The following is a 20,355-nucleotide window of genomic DNA, read 5'->3' on the forward strand; positions in this document are numbered from 1 at the left end:
AGAATAGTTGCTTTGGGAAACTAAGCAGCTTGAGGGCGAGGCGGCCGTTCCTTAAATGGCGAGGCGGCCGTGCCTTAAATGCAGCAGCGCGAACGGATAGTTGAGGCCACAAATCCGTTAGGAAATGGGCCTCAACTATCCGTTCGCGCTGTGTGAGGGGGTACGGAGTTACAGGGCCAGGTGGGTCGGGCCAAACATCTTAAGCAGGGTTTCGACGACGACGACGTTCGGGCCGTCCGCGGCGAAGCCCGCCTTCAGCGCGTCCCCCACATTCTCCGGGGCCACCCGCGTGGCCGGCACGCCGAAGGACTCGGCGAGCTTCACGAAGTCGGGGCGTGCGAGTTCGGTGGCCGTGGCCTTGCCGAATGCGCCCACCATGTACTCGCGGAGGATGCCGTAGCCGCCGTCGTCCACGATCAGCCAGGTGACCGGGACGTTGTGCTGCTTGGCCGTGGCCAACTCCGAGATAGAGTACATGGCCGAACCGTCACCCGATACCGCCAGGACCCGCGCCGAACCGCCGGATGTGCCCACGGTTTCCAGGCCCACGGCCCCACCGATCGCAGCTGGGAACCCGTAGCCCAGCCCGCCGGCGCCCTGCGCTGAATGGAACTGCCCTTCCCGGGCGTCCCAGCAGCTCCAGCCCCAGTAGGCCGAGATGGTCATGTCCCAAAACGTCTGCATGGCCGCTGGGACGGCCTCGCGGATGTCAGCCATGAACTTCAGTTCCTTGCCGAGGTCCTGGGATTCCAGCCGCCCCTTGACCTTGGCCAGGGACTCCCGGACCAGGTCCTCCGGCGAGGTCCCGTGCCAGCTGGCGCGCTCGCCGTGCGGCTCCGTAAGGGCCTCGTCGAGGGCCGCGAGGGCCTGTCCGGCGTCGGCCCTGATGCCGAGCCCGGGCCGGTTGGACTCCAGCACGCGCGGTTCGGCGTCGATCTGGATGATCCGGCCGCGCGGCTCAAAGGTGAAGTAGTTGGACGTGACCTCACCGAGCGAGGAACCGACGACGATCAGGACGTCCGCGTCCTCGAGAAGGTCCGTCATGTGCCTGTCCTCGATCCAGGACTGCAGCGACAGCTCATGGCTCCAGGGGAAGGCCCCGTTGCCGCCGGGAGTACAGATCACGGGGGCGCGCAGCTTCTCCGCGAGGGAGAGCAGGGATTTCTCCGCCCGGCCCCGTCGTGTGCCGCCGCCGGCGATGATGGCCGGACGTTCCGCCGTCGACAGCCATTTCACTGCTTCGCGGACCAGTTCGACGCGCGGCGGATTATCCGCCGCTTCGGCGAGCGCGTCCTCGACGGGAGGCACCATGATGGGGTCGAGCAGCACGTTCTGCGGGACCTCAAGCCAGACGGGACCCTGCGGTGAGGAGATCGCCTCGGTCCACGCGTCCTGGATGGCGGAGGGAATCCCGGAGGCGTGCTGGATCAGCCGCTGGCTCTTGGTGACGTTCGCGGCCGAGGCCTTCTGGTCATCGAGCTGGTGCAGCATCCCCTTGCGGCGCGCCCCCAGTCCCTCCAGCGGGATCTGGCTGGCAATGACCACCATCGGCACGCCGGTGGCATAGGCCTCCTGCAGGCCGGCCAGGGACGTCAGCGCGCCGGGACCCGTGGACAGGAACAGTACGCCGACCTCGCCGGTTGCACGCGAATAGCCGTCTGCGGCAAAGGCACTGTTATTTTCCACGCGAGAGGACACGAACTGCAGGTTCCCGCGGCCCATCGCATCGAACAGGCCCAGCGCATGCTGGCCGGGAATGCCAAAGACCGTCTTCGCACCCAGCGCTTCGAGGGTCTCGACGACGAGATCCCCGCCGTTGCGGACGCCGGTTCCTTTGGTGGGGGCTGCCGTGCCGGGATCGAAGTCGATCACTTGACCGCCCCGGCAGCCTCAGAGATTTCGATGCGCTCGCTGGCCCGATTGTCTGCCCCGGGGGCGGAGAACCCGGCCGGACGCCGCGCTTCCTGGCCCAGCGCCTGGGCGGCGTAGCCGTTATCTGTTCCGAAGCGGTTTCCCTCAACGGCATTGTCGGCCATCAGGGTCACCAGTTCGTAGGCGACATGGCTGGCCGCGACGCCGGTGATTTCCGCGTGGTCGTACGCGGGGGCGACCTCAACGACGTCGGCTCCCACGAGGTTCATGCCGCGGAAGCCGCGGATGATCTCCAGCAGCTCCCGGCTGGTGATGCCGCCAGCCTCGGGGGTTCCGGTGCCGGGCGCGTGGGCTGGGTCAAGGACGTCGATGTCCACGGAAATGTACAGCGGGCGGTTGCCGATGCGGTCCCGGACCTTGGCCACTGTCTCGAGCACGCCCTGATAGTAGACGTCTGCGGAGGTGACGATTCCGAACCCGAAGCGGTGGTCGTCGTCGAGATCCTTCTTGCCGTACAGCGGGCCGCGGGTACCGATGTGGCTGATGGCCTCGGTGTCGAGAATGCCTTCCTCCACTGCCCGGCGGAACGGAGTGCCGTGGGTGTATTCAGCGCCGAAGTAGGTGTCCCAGGTGTCCAGGTGTGCGTCGAAGTGCAGCATGGCGACGGGGCCGCCGGCGCGTTCGGCGGCGGCGCGCAGCAGCGGCAGGGCGATGGTGTGGTCACCGCCGAGGGTCAGGAGTTTGCTGCCGGACGAAGTCAGGTCCAGGGCGTTCTGCTGGATAGTCTCGATGGCCTCGTTGATGTTGAACGGATTGACGGCCATGTCGCCGGCGTCAGCCACCTGGCAGTTCTCAAACGGGCTGACATCCCAGGCCGGGTTGTACGGGCGCAGCAGACGGCTGGCCTCGCGGACGTGGTTGGCGCCGAAGCGGGCGCCTGGGCGGTAGGAAACTCCGGAGTCGAAGGGGACCCCGACCACCGTGATGTCCGCCTTGGGTACCTGGTCCAAACGGGGCAGCCGGGCATACGTGGCCGCTCCTGCGTAGCGAGGAATACGGGATGAATCGATGGGGCCAAGGTTGCCGTTGGCTTCGATGCGCAGCTCTTCCAAAGGAACGCCTCTCCTTCGAGGATGAAAGGTGGGTGTGACAGCCATCATACACTCGAAGTTGCCTAATGCGCATCATATGTTTACAACTTGCCCCTACAGCGCGCGCCACCCGCCCCTCAACGGATGGCCGCTTCCCCCCGCTCCCCGGTTCGCACCCGGACGGCGTCGCGCACCGCAAGGGTCCAGATTTTGCCGTCGCCGAACCGCCCCGTCCGCGCCCCGGACATGATGGCGGCCACCACCGCGTCGGCGGCATCCTCGGTTACCAAGACCTCGACGCGGATTTTCGGCACGAGATCCGAGGTGTATTCAGCCCCGCGGTACACCTCAACATGGCCTCGCTGCTGGCCGTAGCCATTCGCCTGGCTGACGGTCATGCCGTTTACCCCGAAGCGCTCAAGGGCATCGCGTACGGCGCCGATTCTGTCCGGACGGACAATGGCCGTCACGAGCTTCACTGCGGGACACCGCCGCGGACAGCCTCGGCTTCCCGGACCGGATCAGCGGCCATGGTGCCTCCGGGCGAGGAAGCTGCGCCGGCGACGCGGTGTTCACCCGGGTGGAAGCTGCCGCCCACCATGGCCAGTTCGTAGGCTGTCTCCGCGTGCTCCGTGACGTCGATGCCGGAACGTTCGTCCGCATCGGTAACGCGCATCCCCATCGTCTTGTGGATGGCAAGCCCGATCAGCGTGGTCATGACCGCTGTCCAGGCGGTGACGATCAGCGCGGTCAGTATTTGTGGCCAGAACTGCGCGAGTCCGCCGCCATAGAACAGTCCACCCCCGGTCTTAGACGACGGAACGGCGAAGAACCCGAGCGACAGCGTCCCCCAGAGCCCGCCGATGAAGTGCACGGCCACGACGTCCAGGGAATCGTCCAGCCCAACCCTGAACTTGAGAGCCACAGCAAGGGCACACACTCCGCCGGCCACGGCACCGATGGCAATGGAGGCCATCGGGTCCACGAAGCCGCAGGCCGGCGTGATCGCCACCAGCCCGGCAACGGCGCCCGAGGCAGCCCCGAGAGAGGTGGCATGTCCGTCGCGGAGCCGTTCCACGAGCAGCCAGCCGAGGAGCGCGGCACTGGTTGCCAGCAGCGTGTTGGTCCAGGCAAGGCCTGCAGTGGCATCGGCCGTCAGCTCGGATCCTGCATTGAAGCCGAACCAGCCGAACCACAGCAGACCCGCACCGAGCATGACAAACGGGAGGTTGTGGGGACGGATGTTCGGGTCCCTCATGAAGCCGAGTCGCTTGCCGAGGACCACCGCCAGCATGAGGCCGGCCATGCCCGCATTCATGTGGACCACGGTGCCGCCGGCAAAGTCCAGGGCCGCGATCTTGCTGCCGATGATGCCCTCCGCACCGAAGATACCGCCGCCCCACACCCAGTGGGCAATCGGCGAATAAACAAGGGTCACCCAGAGCGCCGAGAACAGGAGCCAGGGCCCAAACCGGACCCGTTCGGCCACGGCGCCGCTGATCAGGGCGACGGTGATGATCGCAAAAGTGGCCTGGAAGCCGATAAACACCATGTCAGGAAGGCCGGCCGCCTTGGTTCCGATCGTAGTTGTCAGGCCGGCGAGGCCGAAGTTGGCGAACGGGTCACCGACCCAGCCGCCCAACGTGTCAGGGCCGAACGCCAGCCCATAGCCCCAGAGCGCCCAGACGACGGCCACCACGCCCATGGCGCCAAAGCTCATCATCATGATGTTCAGGACGGACTTCATCCGCACCAGGCCGCCATAGAAGAAGGCCAGGCCGGGTGTCATCAGGAGCACCAGCGCCGAGGCCGCCAGCATCCAGGCGGTCGCGCCAGGATCCAGGGCAAGCGGGTCTGTTTCGAGCCTAACAGAGAGAAAAAGATGATCCATCGCGGGAGCCTTCCTCGGATTTGCCGCCCGGAGGCGTGCATGTGGCGAGACCTGCGAGACCGTGACCGGTCGATAGCCAGACTGTTTCGAATTCCCCGGGCCGAGACTACAAAACCCGTGTTTCCGCTGGCAGCATTCTGCTTTGCGGGCATGTAACAGGAGGGCTCCGGGTGTGAATTACGCGTGTACGGGAGATGTCCGGAATGTGACGTACATCTCACCACGCCGCCGGCAGGCACCGCTGGAGCAGGCGGCAGCAGACCGCCTCAGCCAGCGGTCCGCATCAAGCATCGGACCCGCGCCACGCTCCTAGCGGCTGGCGGCGGGAACCAGGACCCAGAGGACCTCGACGGCGTCGTTTGTGGGATTGACCCAGGTGTGGGGTTCGCGCCCCGGAAACGTGACGGTATCCCCGGTATTGAGCTCATACTCCTCATTGGTGAGGATGAGCTTGATGGTGCCCTTAATGACGTGGAGCACATCGACGTCGCAATCAACGGCGTAGAGCTCGGACTCGCCGCGGCCCAGCGGCTCAATGACGGCCTGGATGATTTGAACGCGCCGCTCCGACCGAGCGGTCAGCAGCCGCTCAACGATCCCTTCGCCGCCCAGCGAAATGCGGGGGCCGGCGTCGCGCTTTGTGAGGTGGGTTTCAGGCGCGGCAAACAGGTCGCCAATGGAAATGGAGAGGACCTGGCACAGGGTCACCAGCGAGGCGACAGAGGGCGAGGTGAGGTCCCGCTCGACCCGGCTCAGGAAGCCCTTGGTCAGCCCGGTGGCATCCGCCACCTGTTCAATCGTGAGCCGCTGCGACTGTCGGGCGGCACGGATTCTTGAACCGATGGCAACCGGAACATTGCTCGGCTCAACTGGAAGTGCCTTCATTTACGAACCTTTCACGGCCGGCCGCTCGGCCCCATCTTTGGAGCCATACTAGCGGCACCCCGCCGATCCGACGGCCCGGGAACCGCGTCACAGAAGATTGCGTCTTGACTGTTACTCCGATCACACCCTACGCTTATTGGCAACAACTGTTGCATGCGAAGCAACAGAGCTCGATCCCTTCAGTTTTCCCCTTTAGAGCAGCCCAAACCGCGTACCCCAACTGCGCTCCGGATTACCGTAAAGCTGCCAGAGCTCCAAGGAGCCCCAAGAATCATGGACGCAAACTTCGTCAATATTGCCATCGTGGTGGTGTACCTCGCCGCGATGCTGGCCTTCGGCTGGTGGGGCAAGTCCCGCACCAAGAACAACAGTGACTACCTGGTGGCCGGCCGCAGGCTGGGCCCGCTCCTTTACACCGGAACCATGGCCGCCGTCGTGCTCGGCGGCGCCTCAACGGTGGGCGGCGTGGGCCTCGGCTACAAGTTCGGCATCTCCGGCATGTGGCTTGTCGTCGCAATCGGCGCGGGTGTGCTCCTGCTGAGCCTGCTCTTTGCCGGGACCCTCCAGCGGCTGAAGATCTACACGGTCTCCCAGATGCTGAGCCTGCGCTACGGCCAGCGCGCCACCCAGACCTCCGGCATCGTCATGCTGGCTTACACCCTGATGCTCTGCGCCACCTCCACGGGCGCCTACGCCACCATCTTCGTGGTCCTGTTCGGCTGGGAGCGCTGGCTCGCCATCGCCGTCGGCGGCGCCATTGTGCTGGTGTACTCCACCATCGGCGGCATGTGGTCCATCACCCTCGCCGACCAGGTGCAGTTCATCATCAAGACGGTGGGCATCTTCTTCCTCATGCTCCCGTTCGTCCTTAACGCCGCGGGCGGCCTCGACGGCATCCGTGCCCGCGTTGACGCGAGCTTCTTCCAGCTCGACGGCATCGGCGTGCAGACCATCATCACGTACTTCGTGGTGTACACACTTGGCCTGCTGATCGGCCAGGACATCTGGCAGCGCGTCTTCACCGCCAAGACCCCCACCGTGGCCCGCTGGGGCGGCGCCACCGCAGGTGTCTATTGCATCCTGTACGGCGTCGCCGGCGCGTTGATCGGCCTGGCCGCCCGTGTGGCCCTGCCCGACATCGACGTCGCCAATCTCGGCAAGGACGTTGTCTACGCCGAGGTTGCCACCCACATCCTGCCGATCGGCATCGGCGGCCTCGTCATGGCCGCAGCCGTCGCCGCCATGATGTCCACCGCCTCCGGCGCCCTCATCGCCGCTGCAACGGTGGCCCGCGCCGACGTTGTGCCGTTCGTGGCCAGCTGGTTCGGCAAGACGATCAACACCGACGACACCGAAAACCCCGAGCACGACGTCAAGGCCAACCGTTACTGGGTCCTTGGCCTGGGCATCGTGGCGGTGCTGATCTCCATGGCAGCCCAGGACGTCGTGGTGGCCCTGACCATCGCCTATGACATCCTGGTGGGCGGCCTGCTGGTAGCCATCCTCGGCGGCCTGGTCTGGAAGCGCGGCACCGGCATCGCCGCCGCCTGGTCCATGGCCGTGGGCTCGGTCCTGACCCTGGGCCTGCTGATCATGTACGCCACGGGAATCATCCCGAGCGAGGACGGCGTCTACGCCAACGATCCCATCTACTGGGGCCTCGGGGCCTCGCTGGCAGTGTACTTGGTGATATCCGTACTCACGCCACCCACGGATCCCGAGGTCCGCGAAGCGTGGGACAAGCGCGTCGCCGGAGCCGTGTCCGAGGAACTGTCCCTGGAGGCCCACCCGGTAGCCAGCCACGCGGCGCACTAGGCAAACTGAATTAATCACGACGGCGGTGCCTTCCCTCCGCGGGGAAGTCACCGCCGTCGGGGTTTAAGCGTTCGTCTCTAAGCGCGTGACGATATTCCGCGTGACGTTATTCTTCGTAGCCTTCGTCCCCGCGGAATTCGTCGGCATCCAGCGACACCACCCGCTCGTCGTCGTCAACGGCTTCCGGCGCGACGGGAACAACTCTTTCCTCGGAGTCGATGAACTCGTCTTCGGTATCCCAGTCTTCGTCGACCGGCGCGTCCTCGGCGAAATCGTAGGCGGGATCGGATTCCAGGGTGTGGCGGGCGTCGGGCTCGGGGCGTGATCCGGTGGTGTTCATGATGCAGACCTCCGTGTGATTGGACTTCCGTGCCCTCCGTCAACGAGGCACGTTTTCATCAGATCACCACCCTTGTAGACGGTCAAGGGCCCCGCGGCAGAGCGCTAGGAAACCGTTCTCGGAGCCGCGCATTTACGGGGTCCCTAAATTTCCGGCTGAGGAATACCGGCCGAAAATCCGCGGAATTGCGGGGTAAGCTGGGCGTTGCAATGAGGCCGAACCATGCCTCATCTAGCCCAGGAGTTCCCGTGTCTCAGCACGCAAAATCTGACCGCCACAGCGGAACCAGCCCCGCCGCACACGCATCGCCCGCCGGTACCCCAAACGCAGCGGACGTGAAACGCTGGCGCCAGTATCTGGCCGACGAACGCGCCGAGGCTGACGTCTACCGGGACCTCGCGCAGAGCCGCTCCGGCGAAGAACGGGCCATCCTCCTGGCCCTAGCCGAGGCCGAGGGACGCCACGAAGCCCACTGGCTCAAGCTCCTCGGCGAGCACGCGGGCAAGCCGCGCCGCGCCTCCGCCCGCAGCCGGCTGCTGGGCCTCCTTGCCCGGCACTTCGGGTCCGTTTTCGTGTTGGCCCTTGCCCAGCGTGCCGAGGGCCGCTCCCCCTACACCAAGGAGCCCTCCGCCACTCCGGCCATGGCGGCGGACGAACAGATTCATGAGGAAGTGGTGCGCGGCCTGGCCACGCGGGGCCGCAACCGGCTGGCCGGAACCTTCCGGGCGGCCGTTTTCGGCGCCAACGACGGCCTCGTCAGCAACCTGTCGCTCGTAATGGGCATGGCGGCCACCGGCGTGGCCAGCAGCGTGGTTCTGCTGAGCGGCATCGCCGGCCTGCTGGCCGGCGCGTTCTCCATGGGCGCGGGAGAATTCGTCTCCGTCCGTTCGCAGCGTGAGCTTCTGGCCGCCACGCGACCCACGCAGGTGACGCTCGCCGCGGCGCCGCAACTGGATATTGAGCACAACGAGCTCCTGCTGGTCTATCTGGCCCGGGGCATGTCCCGCGAGGCCGCGGAACACCGGGTGGCCGAGCGGATGGGCCTCTTCAGCTGCGACTGCGACCCGAGCCTCTCGCTCCAGCCCGAGCTCCCGGAGACCGAGGATCAGCACGAGGCCGTGGGCACCGCCTGGGGCGCCGCGCTGTCCAGTTTCTGCTTCTTCGCCTCCGGCGCGATCGTCCCCGTCATTCCCTTCCTGTTCGGCATGACCGGCGTGGGCGCGCTCGTGGTGGCCGCCGTGCTGGTGGGCATGGCACTGCTGGCGACAGGCGGCGTCGTCGGCCTCCTTTCCGGCACCTCTCCCCTGACCCGCGGTCTTCGCCAGTTGGCCATCGGGCTGGGAGCAGCCGGAGTCACCTACGTGTTGGGCATGGCGTTCGGCGCCGTGATCGCCTAGTGCGGCTGGCCGGCGCTCTCCGCGCCGCGGAGACGCAGTAGTGGAAGAAGAGCCGGGCGGAGAAGACACCGGCCTGCGCGCACCTCACGATGAACGCCGTGACACCGATTACGGGCAGCGGCACCGGAAGCACCCGCGCCATTCCGGGACCGCCAGCGCAGCCAGCAGGTTCATCCGCAACCTCGTCCTGATAACCGCCATCGGGTGTGCAGCATTCGTGGCGGCGGGCTTCGCCTACGGGGACCCCCGTTTTGCCAGCCTCCTGGAGTTCCGGCTCGGGGCCGGCAACGGACATCCTGCCCAGCCCAAGCCTGGTCAGACGGACCGGGCCGGGGGGCCCGGCCTGGCGCAGGGGGCCGGCCAGGCAGGGCAGCCTGGCACGGGTGAGCGGGCCGCAGGCGCACCGCCTCCCGGCGTCGAAGAGGCAGCAGCACCGCTGGGAACGCCGGCAGTGCCGCCGGAACCGAGCGATTCGTATAAGTTCCTGGCCACCAACGACGACGGCACTCCGGTTGGATATTCACCCTGCCGGCCGCTGCACTACGTAGTGAACGCCGGCCTGGCGCCGGAGGGCGCGGCCGGGCTGGTCCCCGCGGCGATCGAGACGGTGTCCCGGGCCACGGGCATCCGTTTCGTTAACGACGGGGCCACCGACGAACAGCCCTCGGAATCGCGCGCCCCCTTCCAGCCCGAGACCTACGGCGAGAGGTGGGCTCCGCTGCTCATCAGCTGGACCACTCCGGGGGCGGCCCCCAAGCTCAAGGGCAAGATCATCGGCACCGGGGGCAGCACGCACTACAGCTATGGGGACGGGCCCAAGAGCTTCGTCACCGGAAGCCTCGAGCTCGACGCCCCGCAGATTGCCGCGGAACTCAACCGTCCGGACGGTCCCGGATATGCCACCGCCGTCATCCTGCACGAGCTCGGCCACGTCATGGGGCTTGAACACGTGGATGACCCCGTCCAGCTGATGTACCCGGAGATCGGCGCGCCCGACGGTCTGGCGGCAGGGGACCTCAACGGACTGCAGGCTCTTGGCAAGGCCCCGTGCCGGAAGGACCTCTAAGCGGGCTCGGCTTTCAGGACCCGGCGTCTCCAGTCATCAGCCGCCCAAAACCGCGAGTGCCTCGTCCACGCTGTCCACCAAAAAGATCCGCTGCTCCATCGCCCTCCCGTGAGCCAGGCTCTGCAGCATGGGCCAGGCAGGATACTGCCGCTCCCAGTGTTCCCGTCCCACCAGCACCATGGGGGTCACGGTTTCCGGTGCACCGTAGTAGTTCTCGCATGCATCCTGGAAGATCTCCTGGATGGTCCCGGCCGAGCCCGGCAGGAACACGATGCCGCCCTTGCACAGCTCCAGGAGGACGGCCTCGCGGACCGCGTTGGCGAAGTACTTGGCAATGCGTGTCGCGAAGAAGTTGGGCGGTTCGTGGCCATAAAACCAGGTGGGGATGCCCAGCGACGACGTTCCGTGAGGGAAACGCGTGACGACGGCCGCCGCGGCCCGTGCCCACGCTGACACCGAGGGCCGGAAGCCGGGGACGGAAGCCAGTTCGGTGAGAACATCCCGGAAATCCTGGTCTGGTGCCTCGCTGAGGTAGGCGCCCAGGTTTGCTGCCTCCATCGCCCCAGGGCCGCCGCCCGTGGCCACCATCCTGCCGCTGCGGGCCAGCAGCCTGCCCAGCGTTGCGGCCTCGGCAAATCCCGCGCTTCCCCGCTGCGACGCGTGGCCGCCCATGACCCCGACGATGGCGCGTCCCCCGCGCAGGACGGAGCGGGCCAGCTCCTCCAGGGCGTCGCCGATCGCGTGGTCATGCAGGGCAGCCGCCAGGGTGGCATCGAGGTGCCGGCGCTGGCCGGGGCGGATACTCCACTGGTACACGAGGGCATCCGGCGTTTCCTCGTACGGCACGTCCAGGATGCCGGCGTAGAGCTCCTGGGGCGTGTACAGCTCACCGCGGTAGGCATCGAACGGCACGCCGGCCAGCTTGGGAAATATCAGGGCACCGCGCCGGCGGAGCGAGTCTTCCACCCCGGGATCGAACGTGCAGCCCAGGAAGATGGCGCCTTCCGCCTCCATGGCGGCGAGGACCGGAGCCCTGCCGCGCAGGTCGAGGGACTGTGCGTGCCAGCCATGCATGGTCTTCGCTCCGGCGCTGACGAGCTGGTCAAAGCGGGTGACGCTCTCCACCTCGAGGGTCCGCGGGCTGGGGTTCAGGCTGCCGGAGGGGTTCATGGTGCCAGCGTAGCGGGCTGTTCCAGCGAAGCGGGCCGTGCCAGCGAAGCCAGCCAAGCGGGCTGGAACGCGGAAGTGCCCCGCAGCTGGCTGCGGGGCACTTCACCGGTGTTGCTGGTGGGATCAGGTCAGGAGACCTGGAGACCGCCGTTGATGTCATAGGTGGCGGCGGTGATGTAGCCGGAGTCCTGGCCCAGCAGGAAGGAGATGAGTGCAGCAACTTCTTCCCTTGTGCCGACGCGGCCCATCATGATGCCTTCGGACATCTGCGCCTTGCGCTCATCGGACAGCGTGCCGCCCATGATGTCGGTGTCGATGGGGCCGGGGGCGATGGCGTTGACGGTCACGCCAAACTCGCCCACCTCACGGGCCAGCGCCCGGGTGAATCCGATGATGCCGGCCTTGGAGGCGCTGTAGGCAACCTTGGAGTAGGTGCCGCCGCCGCGCTGCGCCGAGATCGAGGAAATGCTCACGATGCGTCCGAGCTTGCGCTCGATCATGCCCTTGAGGACACGCTGGGAGACGATGAACGTTCCCCGCATGTTGATCGCGAAAACCTTGTCCCACTCCTCCACGGTGGTTTCCATGAACGTCGTCGGAGAGCTGATGCCCGCGAGGTTGGCCAGAGCCACGATCGGCGGCAGCGACTCTTCGATTTCGCTGATCGCACGGTCCACCGAGGCAGCGTCGGAGACGTCCGCGCCGACACCGATGGCCTTCACCGCACGGTTGGAGCCAATCTCTGCAGCTGCAGCCTTCGCGTCTTCGGCGTTGATGTCCAGGATCGCGATGGACCAGCCTTCGCTGGCCATGCGGTCGGCAGCTGCGCGGCCGATGCCGCGGGCGGAGGCCGCACCGGTCAGCACGACTGTGCGGTCGGCGGGGAAAGCAGTGGTTGAGTTCATTGCAGATATTCCTTCAGGTGGTTCGCTGGGTGGTTCTTAGCGGGAGGTGGTGGCTTTGGCTGCAGCCGCGACGGCGGGGTCCAGAGCGGCATCGCCTTCGGGGCGCTTCCGCGCATAGAAGTACGTGGCCACTGCCGTGACGCAGAGGCAGAAGGACAGGAACAACAGACCGCTCTGGTTGTTGCCGGTGGCGTCCTTGAGGAGGCCGACTGCGTACGGGGCCACGAAGCCGCCGAGGTTGCCGAGGGAGTTGACCATGGCAAGGCCGGAGGCTGCTGCCGCACCGGTCAGCGCCGCGGACGGCATGGACAGGAAGGGGGCGATGGCGCCGTAAATGCCCATGGCCGAGACCGTCAGGCCGATGAGTGCCAGAACCGGGTTGACCGGGAGCAGGTAGCCTGCGGCCAGCAGGCCCACGCCGGCGAGCACCATGCTGACCGCGCTGTGCCAGGCCCGCTTGCCGGTCTTGTCTGCACGCTTGCTCCAGAAGTACACGAACACCGCTGCGATGGCGTACGGAATGAGGACGATGAACCCGACCTCCGCTGTGGAGAACTTGCCCAGCGCGGCAACGATGGTGGGCATCCAGAGGCCCAGGCCGTAGATGCCGCAGACCAGGCCGAAATACAGGGCAGAGTAGACCAGGGTGCGCTTGTCCTTGAGGCCGGCCAGGAAGTTATGGCTGCCGCCCTGGGACTTGGCTGCCAGTTCGGCGTCCATGGTGGTGGCGAGCCATTCGCGCTCGTCGTTGTTGAGCCACTTGGCGTCCCGCGGACGGTCAGTCATGAGGATCGGGGTGAGCAGGCCGAGGAGGATGGCCGGGATGCCTTCGAGGATGTAGAGCCACTGCCAGCCGTGCAGTCCGAGGACTCCGTCCATCTGGAGCAGCAGGCCGGAAACCGGGGCGCCGAGGGCGTTGGAGACCGGCTGGGCGAGGATGAAGATGCCCAGCACGGTGACGCGCTGAGCTGCGGGGAACCACAGGGTCAGGTAGAACAGGATGGCGGGGAAGAACCCTGCCTCAGCTGCGCCCAGCAGGAACCGGATGATGTAGTAGGTGGTCTCACCGTTCACGAGGCACATGGCCGCGGCGAAGATGCCCCACGTGATGAGGATGCGGGCCAGCCACTTGCGGGCTCCGAACCGGTACATTCCGGCGTTGCTCGGGATTTCGAGCAGCGCGTAGCCGAGGAAGAAGATGCCTGCGCCCAGCCCGTAGGCTGCAGAGGTGAGGCCGATGTCCTCACTCATGGTGAGCTTGGCGAAGCCCACGTTGTTGCGGTCAAGGTACGCAACGAAGTACAGGAGAACGATCAGGGGCATGACGCGGCGGCGGACTTTGCGGAGTGTGCGGTCGCCAAGCTCGCCGAGTCCGGACTTTGTGGTTAATGAAGTCATCATCGACCTTCTATCTGACGGTTCCGGGCCGGCGGCTTCGCGCGGAGGAATCCGATGCTTTTATGGGGGTTCTGTCCGCTCCAGATCAGAGCGTTTTTTTGATTCTTATTTGAATCTGATGTCAGACATCTGACGGAAGAACATGAGCAAAAGCATAGAAGGGTGACGCGCATTACGTCAAGGCCGGTGGGTTCGGCTCAGGATTTCGTGCCGTGGACGTAGCGTTCGTAGTCCTCGAACGTCTGGTCCATGTGCTCGTCCATCGCCCGGCGGGCAAGCTCGGAGTCGCCGGTGAGGATGCTGTCCAGCACGCGCTGGTGAAAGGCGATGGCGTGGCGCTGGATCTCTTCGACCGCGGAAGTCTCGCGGCGGGCGCGGTACAGGGACTGGCCGAGCTGGGCGAGCAAGGCACGCACGAACGGGTTGCCCGAAGCCTTCAGCACCACGTCATGGAACGCGATGTCAGCTGTCACAAAGCCATCAAGGTCGCCGGACTCGTGAAACCGCTTCATGTCCGCAATCGACCGGCGCATGTCCTCGGCGTGCTCCGGTGTGTGGCGCCGGGCGGCGAGCGCGGCCGCGCCGGTCTCCACCATGCGCCGCACTTCGATGAGTCCCCTCGAGACCTGGTCCTCCGCGTTGCCGTATGACGCCGCCTTGATGATCGCGTCAAGGCCGGTCCAGTTGTCCGCGGGATTCACGAAGGTTCCGCGGCCCGCCTTGACGTAAAGGATGTTCTGCGCCCGGAGGGCCTTGAGCGCCTCGCGGACCGTCAGGCGGCTGACGTCGTAGGCCTTGGCGATGTCGGCCTCCGGGGGCAGCGCATCGTGCGGCTTCAACCTACCGTCAAGGATGTCGTCCAGCAGGCCGTCGACGAGGTCGTCAACCAGTGTCCTGCGACCCATTGGAACGACCCACTTTCGCCTTGCATGCTGCCCTCGATGGGCCTAACACTACAGAAACGGCGGCGGACCGCGGAAAATGCCCCGGCTGAACGTCAGCCGGCTACGCGTCAGCCGGCAGCGCGTCGGCCGGCTGCGTGTGAGTCCGTAACGTAGGTATCCAGCCTGGCGAGGGTGTTTTCGATATTGTCGGGGTGGCGCCGGAGGTACCCTGCCAGCCGGAGGAAGAACTTGCCGCGGACCTGGCGTGCGTCCCACTGCTCTGTGACAAGCGTGCCGGGGATTCCGGCGTCGTCCGTGGCCGGCTCCAGCAGGTAGCGCCAGACATGCCCGTAGAAGTGGCGCCAGCCGATCCTGCGCCCTTCTTCGAATTCCGTCACGGTATTCAGAATCTTGTAGTCCACCTTGACGTTCATTTCCATACCAAACTTAACCCCCGGCCCAAGCCGTTCCGGGCCGCGGGGCTGGGTGCCCCTCACCGTGCCCGAACCGTCGATTTCGCTATGCAGGGCCGGAGTGGCCAGGACCTCGAAGATCCGGGCCGGCGCGGCGGCGATGAAGCGGTCCCTGGACACGAGATATCGGTTGTTCATCCGGCCAGCCTAGCCGCTAAAAATTGGTGCAGAATTTGAGCATGCAGAATTCATCGCCTGCCGGCAGCCCGCGCATCGGCATCCCTGTCCGGCTCAGCAGTTCAGCCGATCCAGACGTCCGGGTGGCAGAGGCCAACGGCCTCTTCGATTACATCGTGGACCTCGTGCGCGACGGCGGCGGCGAACCGGTGCTGCTGACCCCCGATCTGGTGGAGGGCGGCGTGCTCGACGGCGACAGGCGCGCCGGCGCGCCTGAGGCGCTTGACGGCGTCGTACTCCCCGGCGGCGGCGACCTCGACCCGCGGCTTTACGGCGAAGTTCCGGGCGACACCTGCTACGACGTCAACCCGGAACAGGACAGGCTGGACATTGCGGTGGCGCGCCAGGCAATCGACGCAGGGCTCCCCCTGCTGGGCATCTGCCGCGGCCACCAGCTGCTCAACGTCCTTTACGGCGGAACGCTGATTCAGGACATGGCACCGGGCACCGTGCCGCACCGCGACAGCCCCGCCGAGGGCGGCGGACTGTGGGCTTGGCACGACGTGGCGATGACGCCGGGCTCCAAGGTGGCGTGCCTGTACGGCGCCGTCACAGATCCCGCCCCCGGCACCGCAGGTGCAAGCAGCGTGAAGATCGCGTCGGGCCACCACCAGGCCGTGGCGCAGGTGGCACCAGGCCTGGTGGTGACCGCGGTGGCGGAGGACGGCACCGTGGAGGCACTTGAGGACCCTGAGCGGTGGGTGGCCTCGGTTCAGTGGCATCCCGAGGCGGTCGAACTGCCAGAGGTCCAGCGGCTGGCGCCGTTCCGCGCCTTCGTGGACGTCTGCCGGCAAAACCGCTAGCTGTACGGTCCCGGCAGGTTTCCGGCACCACCCTGAGAAGCTCCGCCCTTAGTGCGCCACGGCGGCAGCCAGCCGCACAGGCAGCCCGGTTTCGAGCGACTCCTGGGCGGCGTCAGCAACCCGGGAGGCCGCCACGGCGTCCTCCGGCGTGCAGGGGTTTTCCCGCCGGCCGAGCACCAGTTCCACGAAGGCCTCCAGCTCGGAGCGGTAGGCCTGGTCGAAGCGCTCCGCGAACGTTTTGTGGGAGGCTCCCGACGGGAACCCAATCCCGGCTTCCGCGGAGGTCACTGCTGATTTCTCGTCAAGGCCCACCATGAGGGAACCGGCCGAACCCTGGATTTCCAGGCGTACGTCGTGCCCGGCCCCGTTGTAGCGGGAGGCCCCTACGGAACCCAGCGTGCCGTCGTCGAACGTCACCACGGCAAGTGCGGTGTCCACGTCCCCCACTGCCCCGATGGCAGGGTCCCCGTTGTTGGAGCCCTTGGCATAGACCTCCACGATTTCCCGGCCGGTGAGCCAGCGCAGAATGTCAAAATCATGGACTGAGCAGTCGCGGAACAACCCGCCCGAGGTCGCCAGGAACTCCACGGGCGGCGGCGTCATGTCACAGGTGACGGCCCGCAGCGAGTGGATCCAGCCAAGCTCGCCTGCCTCGAAGGCGCGCTTGGCCTCGAGATAGCCGGCGTCGAACCGCCGCTGGTGGCCGATCTGGACGGTTCCCTGATTTGCCCGGATGTAGTCCAGGACGGGCAGCGAATCCGCCACGTTCATGGCCACCGGCTTCTCGCAGAACACCGGAATGCCGGCGTCCACGCCCGCCCTGATCAGCTCCGGGTGCGTGCCCGTGCCGGTGGCGATGACCAGGCCGTCGATCCCGGATCCGATCAGCTCCTCCACAGACGGCAGGAACTCCGCGCCCAGACCCTGGGCGATGGTGCGCGCGTGGTCCGCGGCAACATCCGTCAGCCTGAGCCGGACGTTGATCCCCTGCGGCTGCAGCACGCTGTTCAGCGACGCGATGTTGCCGGCGTGCATCACCCCGATGCGGCCGACGCCGACGAGCCCGAGCGTTATGTCCTTCATGCTTTCCTTTTGCTTGGTTGTCAGTCCGATTTCAGGGGTCATGCCGGCAGCTGGCTTGCGGTGCCGGCGACTTCGGCCTGGACTTCCTTGACGACGTCGCCGTGGCCGCCGAGCTGTTCGAGCTCGTGGGCGAGTTCGGCGAGTTCGGCGCCGCCGGCCATCTGGGCGGTGAGTTCGTCGAGGGTGATGTCCTTCTTGTCGTAGTAACCGATTGATTTGCCGCGCTTGAGAAGCAGGAACCGGTCCCCGACGGGGAAGGCATGGTGGGGGTTGTGGGTGATGAAGATGACGCCCAGTCCGCGGTCGCGGGCCTGCAGGATGTAGCGCAGGACGACGCCGGACTGCTTCACGCCCAGGGCGGCCGTCGGTTCGTCCAGGATCAGGACCTTGGCGCCGAAGTAGACGGCGCGTGCGATCGCGACGCACTGCCGTTCACCGCCGGAGAGCTGGCCGATGGGCTGCTCCACATCGCGCAGGTCGATGCCCATCTCGGCAAGTTCCTTTTTGGTGATGTCCTTCATCTTTTGGACGTCCAGGCTCTTGAACGGGCCAAAACCGGACGTCAGCTCCGAGCCGAGGAAGAAGTTGCGCCAGATGGGCATCAGGGGAACGACGGCGAGGTCCTGGTAGACGGTGGCAATGCCGGCATCCAGCGCGTCCCGGGGAGAATCGAACTTCCGTTCCTCGCCCATGATGTGGAGCACGCCTTCGTCGTGCCGGTGCAGGCCTGCGATGATCTTGATCAGGGTGGATTTGCCGGCGCCGTTGTCGCCCAGGACGCAGGTGACGCGGCCGTTGTCCACGGCCATGGTGACATCGGTCAGGGCAACGATGTTGCCGTAGTGCTTGCCGACCTTGTCCAGGGAAAGCAGGTGCACCGGGGTGTGGGTGAGTGGATCCTTTTCGTCTTTGAGGAGCTGTTGCTGGTCGATCTGCTTGGCGTTCATGATATTCAGCCTTTACTTGAATCTGCGCGGCGCTTGACGATCAGGTTCACGATTGTGGCCAGGAGAAGCATCAGGCCCAGGAAGAACTTGAACCAGTCCGGGTTCCACTGGGCGTAGACGATGCCCTTGTTGGCCATGCCGAAAATAAAGGCGCCGATCGCGCCGCCCACGGCGGAGCCGTAGCCACCGGTGAGCAGGCAGCCGCCGATAACTGCGGCGATGATGTAGAGGAATTCGTTGCCCACACCCTCGCCGGACTGGACGGCGTCAAAGGCGAACAGGTTGTGCATGCCCAGGATCCAGCCGCAAAACCCGACCGCCATGAAGAGGCCGATCTTCGTGGCCTTGACGGGGACGCCGACGGCGCGGGCGGCGTTGGCGTCGCCGCCGACGGCGAAGATCCAGTTGCCCACCTTGGTGCGAAGCAGCACCCAGGACGCCACAGCAACCAGAGCGATCCAGATGAAGACCGTGTTCTTCACGTCCACGCCGCCGATATTCACGGACGAGGAGAAGATGGCCTGCGCCGACGCATAACCGTCCATGGTAGAGATGGACGGCGAGGACACGCCGCCGCCGATCAGGCGGGTCAGGCCCAGGTTCAACCCGGTCAGCATCAGGAACGTGGCGAGGGTGACGATGAAGCTGGGGAGCTTGGTCTTCATGAGGATCCAGCCGTTGATGAACCCGATGCTCAGCGATACCACCAGGGCCAGGATCACGCCGACCCAGACGTTCATGCTGAAGTACCAGCTGAACATCGACGCCGTCAGTGCGGACGTAATGACGGCGACGCCCGTGGAAAGGTCGAACTCGCCGCCGATCATCAGCAAGGACACACCCACCGCCATGATGCCGATGGTGGAACTGCCGTAGAGGACAGTAGCGAAGGCATTGGGCTGCGTAAAGGTCGGGGAGACCAGTGCGAAGAAAACAAACAGAACGATGGCGCCCACCAGGGCACCGAACTCGGGTCGACCGAGAAGTTGCTGCAACGGGTTGCGTTTGACGACGCGCTCGTCTGGTGCCGTCGGTTTGGTAATTGTCTGGGTCATAGTCATGATATTTCTCCTTGCTGCCGGGCCGGCGTGGGCCGGCCCGGGCCAGCGGACTGTTAGCGGATACCCTGCTTGGCGAACTTCAGGACGTCGGCCGCATTTGATTTGTCGACGAGGCTCGGGCCGGTGAGGACCGACTGGCCGCCGCCTAGCTTGAAGCCGCCGCGCTTGTTCTGCCAGAGCGCGTCAACTGACATGTAGCCCTGCAACCATGGCTGCTGGTCCACCGTGAACAGGACGTTGCCGTCAACGATCTTTTGGGCGAGATCCGCGTTCAGATCAAAGCTTGCGACCTTGGAGGAGCTGCCGGCGTCCGTAACCGACTTGAGGAGCGTGAGGGTGATGGGGGCGCCGAGACCAATGATGACGTCGGCGTCCTTGGACGCCTGGAGCTTGGCAGTCGCGGTGGACTGGACAGCGGTCATGTCCTTGCCGTCGACGTAGAGGATCTCCGTTCCGGGAACCTTCGCCTTGACGCCGGCGCAACGGGCTTCGAGGCCGACGTGGCCCTGCTGCTGGATCACGCAGACGGGGTGCTTGAAGCCCTCCGCCGCGAGCCTGGTGCCAACCGCTTCACCGGCGAGCTGCTCGTTCGAGCCGAAGTGTGTGAAGGCACCGAGCTTCGCCGCGACACCCTCTCCAGCGTTGAGGCTCACGATCGGAATCCCGGCGTCGCTTGCCTTCTTCAGGACGTCTTTCAGTGCGTCGGGCGTGGCGAGGGTGACGGCGATGCCGTCAACCTTCTGGTCGATGGCCTGCTGGACAAGCTGGGCCTGCCGTCCGGCCTCGGGATCGCTGGTGTAGAGAAGCTCAACATTGTCCTTCGCCGACGCCTCCTCGGCGCCCTTGCGGACAATGTCCCAGAACGTGTCGCCGGCCGCGGCGTGGGTGATAAGGGCGATCTTAATGCGGTCCGTGGTTGCGACTTGGCCTGCGCCGCCTGCGCTGTTGGCTTCGGGAGCCCGTCCGCCCTGGCTGGAACACGCGCTGAGAGCCAGCATGGGAACAACGGCGGCGAGCACGGCCGTCTTGCGCCACGAAAACTTGGTCACGATGAATCTCCTTTGATTTGGGGGCTGGGACCGGCGCCACGTTGCGGG

Annotated in this window: 19 protein-coding genes; 4 read left to right on the plus strand and 15 right to left on the minus strand. The window is 66.0% G+C overall.

Annotated elements, in window-relative coordinates:
• Nucleotides 1–168 precede the first annotated feature (168 nt).
• The 5 genes from AC1DDG_RS17200 to AC1DDG_RS17220 all read right to left on the minus strand — a co-directional run bounded on the left by AC1DDG_RS17200 (nt 169) and on the right by AC1DDG_RS17220 (nt 5,739).
• Nucleotides 169–1,872, minus strand: coding sequence for a thiamine pyrophosphate-binding protein (locus AC1DDG_RS17200; RefSeq protein WP_476876984.1), 1,704 nt, complete (start codon nt 1,870–1,872; stop codon nt 169–171).
• Complete coding sequence (speB, locus tag AC1DDG_RS17205) at nt 1,869–2,984, minus strand: agmatinase (protein ID WP_476876985.1); 1,116 nt, start codon at nt 2,982–2,984, stop codon at nt 1,869–1,871. Before speB ends, AC1DDG_RS17200 begins: the two co-directional genes overlap by 4 nt.
• 116 nt (nt 2,985–3,100) lie before the next feature.
• Nucleotides 3,101–3,442 carry a P-II family nitrogen regulator gene (locus AC1DDG_RS17210; protein ID WP_476876986.1) on the minus strand — a complete coding sequence of 114 codons (342 nt, stop codon included), beginning with the start codon at nt 3,440–3,442 and terminating at the stop codon, nt 3,101–3,103.
• Nucleotides 3,439–4,782 carry an ammonium transporter gene (locus AC1DDG_RS17215; RefSeq protein WP_476877014.1) on the minus strand — a complete coding sequence of 448 codons (1,344 nt, stop codon included), beginning with the start codon at nt 4,780–4,782 and terminating at the stop codon, nt 3,439–3,441. The genes AC1DDG_RS17210 and AC1DDG_RS17215 overlap by 4 nt, the downstream gene beginning before the upstream one ends.
• Nucleotides 4,783–5,163: 381 nt before the next feature.
• Nucleotides 5,164–5,739 (minus strand): helix-turn-helix domain-containing protein, encoded by a 576-nt coding sequence (locus AC1DDG_RS17220; protein WP_476876987.1) that lies wholly within the window; start codon nt 5,737–5,739, stop codon nt 5,164–5,166.
• 273 nt (nt 5,740–6,012) lie between these two features.
• On the opposite strand from AC1DDG_RS17220, the gene AC1DDG_RS17225 reads away from it, so the two are divergent.
• Nucleotides 6,013–7,554, plus strand: coding sequence for a sodium:solute symporter family protein (locus AC1DDG_RS17225; protein ID WP_230117982.1), 1,542 nt, complete (start codon nt 6,013–6,015; stop codon nt 7,552–7,554).
• A 106-nt stretch (nt 7,555–7,660) separates the two neighbouring features.
• Here AC1DDG_RS17225 and AC1DDG_RS17230 read toward each other — a convergent pair whose 3' ends face one another.
• A complete protein-coding gene (locus AC1DDG_RS17230) occupies nt 7,661–7,894 on the minus strand; it encodes a hypothetical protein (protein ID WP_230117981.1) in 234 nt (77 codons plus the stop codon).
• Nucleotides 7,895–8,142: 248 nt separating this feature from the next.
• Here AC1DDG_RS17230 and AC1DDG_RS17235 point away from each other — a divergent pair, with 248 nt between their 5' ends.
• Complete coding sequence (locus AC1DDG_RS17235) at nt 8,143–9,291, plus strand: VIT1/CCC1 transporter family protein (RefSeq protein ID WP_476876988.1); 1,149 nt, start codon at nt 8,143–8,145, stop codon at nt 9,289–9,291.
• Between the two features lie 40 nt (nt 9,292–9,331).
• Entirely contained in the window at nt 9,332–10,357 is a 1,026-nt protein-coding gene (locus AC1DDG_RS17240; RefSeq protein WP_476876989.1) for a matrixin family metalloprotease, read from the plus strand.
• 36 nt (nt 10,358–10,393) lie between these two features.
• Here AC1DDG_RS17240 and AC1DDG_RS17245 read toward each other — a convergent pair whose 3' ends face one another.
• From AC1DDG_RS17245 to AC1DDG_RS17265, 5 genes are all read right to left on the minus strand, one after another.
• The gene (locus AC1DDG_RS17245) at nt 10,394–11,527 is read right to left on the minus strand and encodes an LOG family protein (RefSeq protein ID WP_476876990.1); all 1,134 of its coding nucleotides are present in this window, start codon (nt 11,525–11,527) and stop codon (nt 10,394–10,396) included.
• A 128-nt stretch (nt 11,528–11,655) separates the two neighbouring features.
• A complete protein-coding gene (locus AC1DDG_RS17250; protein ID WP_476876991.1) occupies nt 11,656–12,432 on the minus strand; it encodes an SDR family NAD(P)-dependent oxidoreductase in 777 nt (258 codons plus the stop codon).
• A gap of 36 nt (nt 12,433–12,468) precedes the next feature.
• The gene (locus tag AC1DDG_RS17255) at nt 12,469–13,833 is read right to left on the minus strand and encodes an MFS transporter (protein ID WP_476876992.1); all 1,365 of its coding nucleotides are present in this window, start codon (nt 13,831–13,833) and stop codon (nt 12,469–12,471) included.
• A gap of 194 nt (nt 13,834–14,027) precedes the next feature.
• Nucleotides 14,028–14,735, minus strand: coding sequence for a FadR/GntR family transcriptional regulator (locus AC1DDG_RS17260; protein ID WP_230117976.1), 708 nt, complete (start codon nt 14,733–14,735; stop codon nt 14,028–14,030).
• 107 nt (nt 14,736–14,842) lie between these two features.
• On the minus strand, nt 14,843–15,325 hold the full coding sequence (locus AC1DDG_RS17265) for an SRPBCC family protein (RefSeq protein ID WP_476876993.1): 483 nt from the start codon (nt 15,323–15,325) through the stop codon (nt 14,843–14,845).
• 41 nt (nt 15,326–15,366) lie between these two features.
• Between AC1DDG_RS17265 and AC1DDG_RS17270 the strand changes: the two genes are divergently transcribed.
• A complete protein-coding gene (locus AC1DDG_RS17270) occupies nt 15,367–16,167 on the plus strand; it encodes a gamma-glutamyl-gamma-aminobutyrate hydrolase family protein (RefSeq protein ID WP_476876994.1) in 801 nt (266 codons plus the stop codon).
• A gap of 48 nt (nt 16,168–16,215) precedes the next feature.
• On the opposite strand, the gene AC1DDG_RS17275 is transcribed toward AC1DDG_RS17270, so the two are convergent.
• Genes AC1DDG_RS17275 through AC1DDG_RS17290 form a run of 4 tightly spaced genes read right to left on the minus strand, consistent with a single transcriptional unit; the run spans nt 16,216 to nt 20,307 of the window.
• The gene (locus AC1DDG_RS17275) at nt 16,216–17,250 is read right to left on the minus strand and encodes a Gfo/Idh/MocA family oxidoreductase (protein WP_476876995.1); all 1,035 of its coding nucleotides are present in this window, start codon (nt 17,248–17,250) and stop codon (nt 16,216–16,218) included.
• Nucleotides 17,251–17,288: 38 nt separating this feature from the next.
• Complete coding sequence (locus tag AC1DDG_RS17280; RefSeq protein ID WP_476876996.1) at nt 17,289–18,197, minus strand: ATP-binding cassette domain-containing protein; 909 nt, start codon at nt 18,195–18,197, stop codon at nt 17,289–17,291.
• A 5-nt stretch (nt 18,198–18,202) separates the two neighbouring features.
• Entirely contained in the window at nt 18,203–19,258 is a 1,056-nt protein-coding gene (locus AC1DDG_RS17285) for an ABC transporter permease (RefSeq protein ID WP_476876997.1), read from the minus strand.
• Between the two features lie 53 nt (nt 19,259–19,311).
• Complete coding sequence (locus AC1DDG_RS17290) at nt 19,312–20,307, minus strand: substrate-binding domain-containing protein (protein ID WP_476876998.1); 996 nt, start codon at nt 20,305–20,307, stop codon at nt 19,312–19,314.
• Between the last annotated feature and the right edge of the window lie 48 nt (nt 20,308–20,355).

It is taken from the genome of Arthrobacter sp. 10L430 (assembly GCF_056395245.1).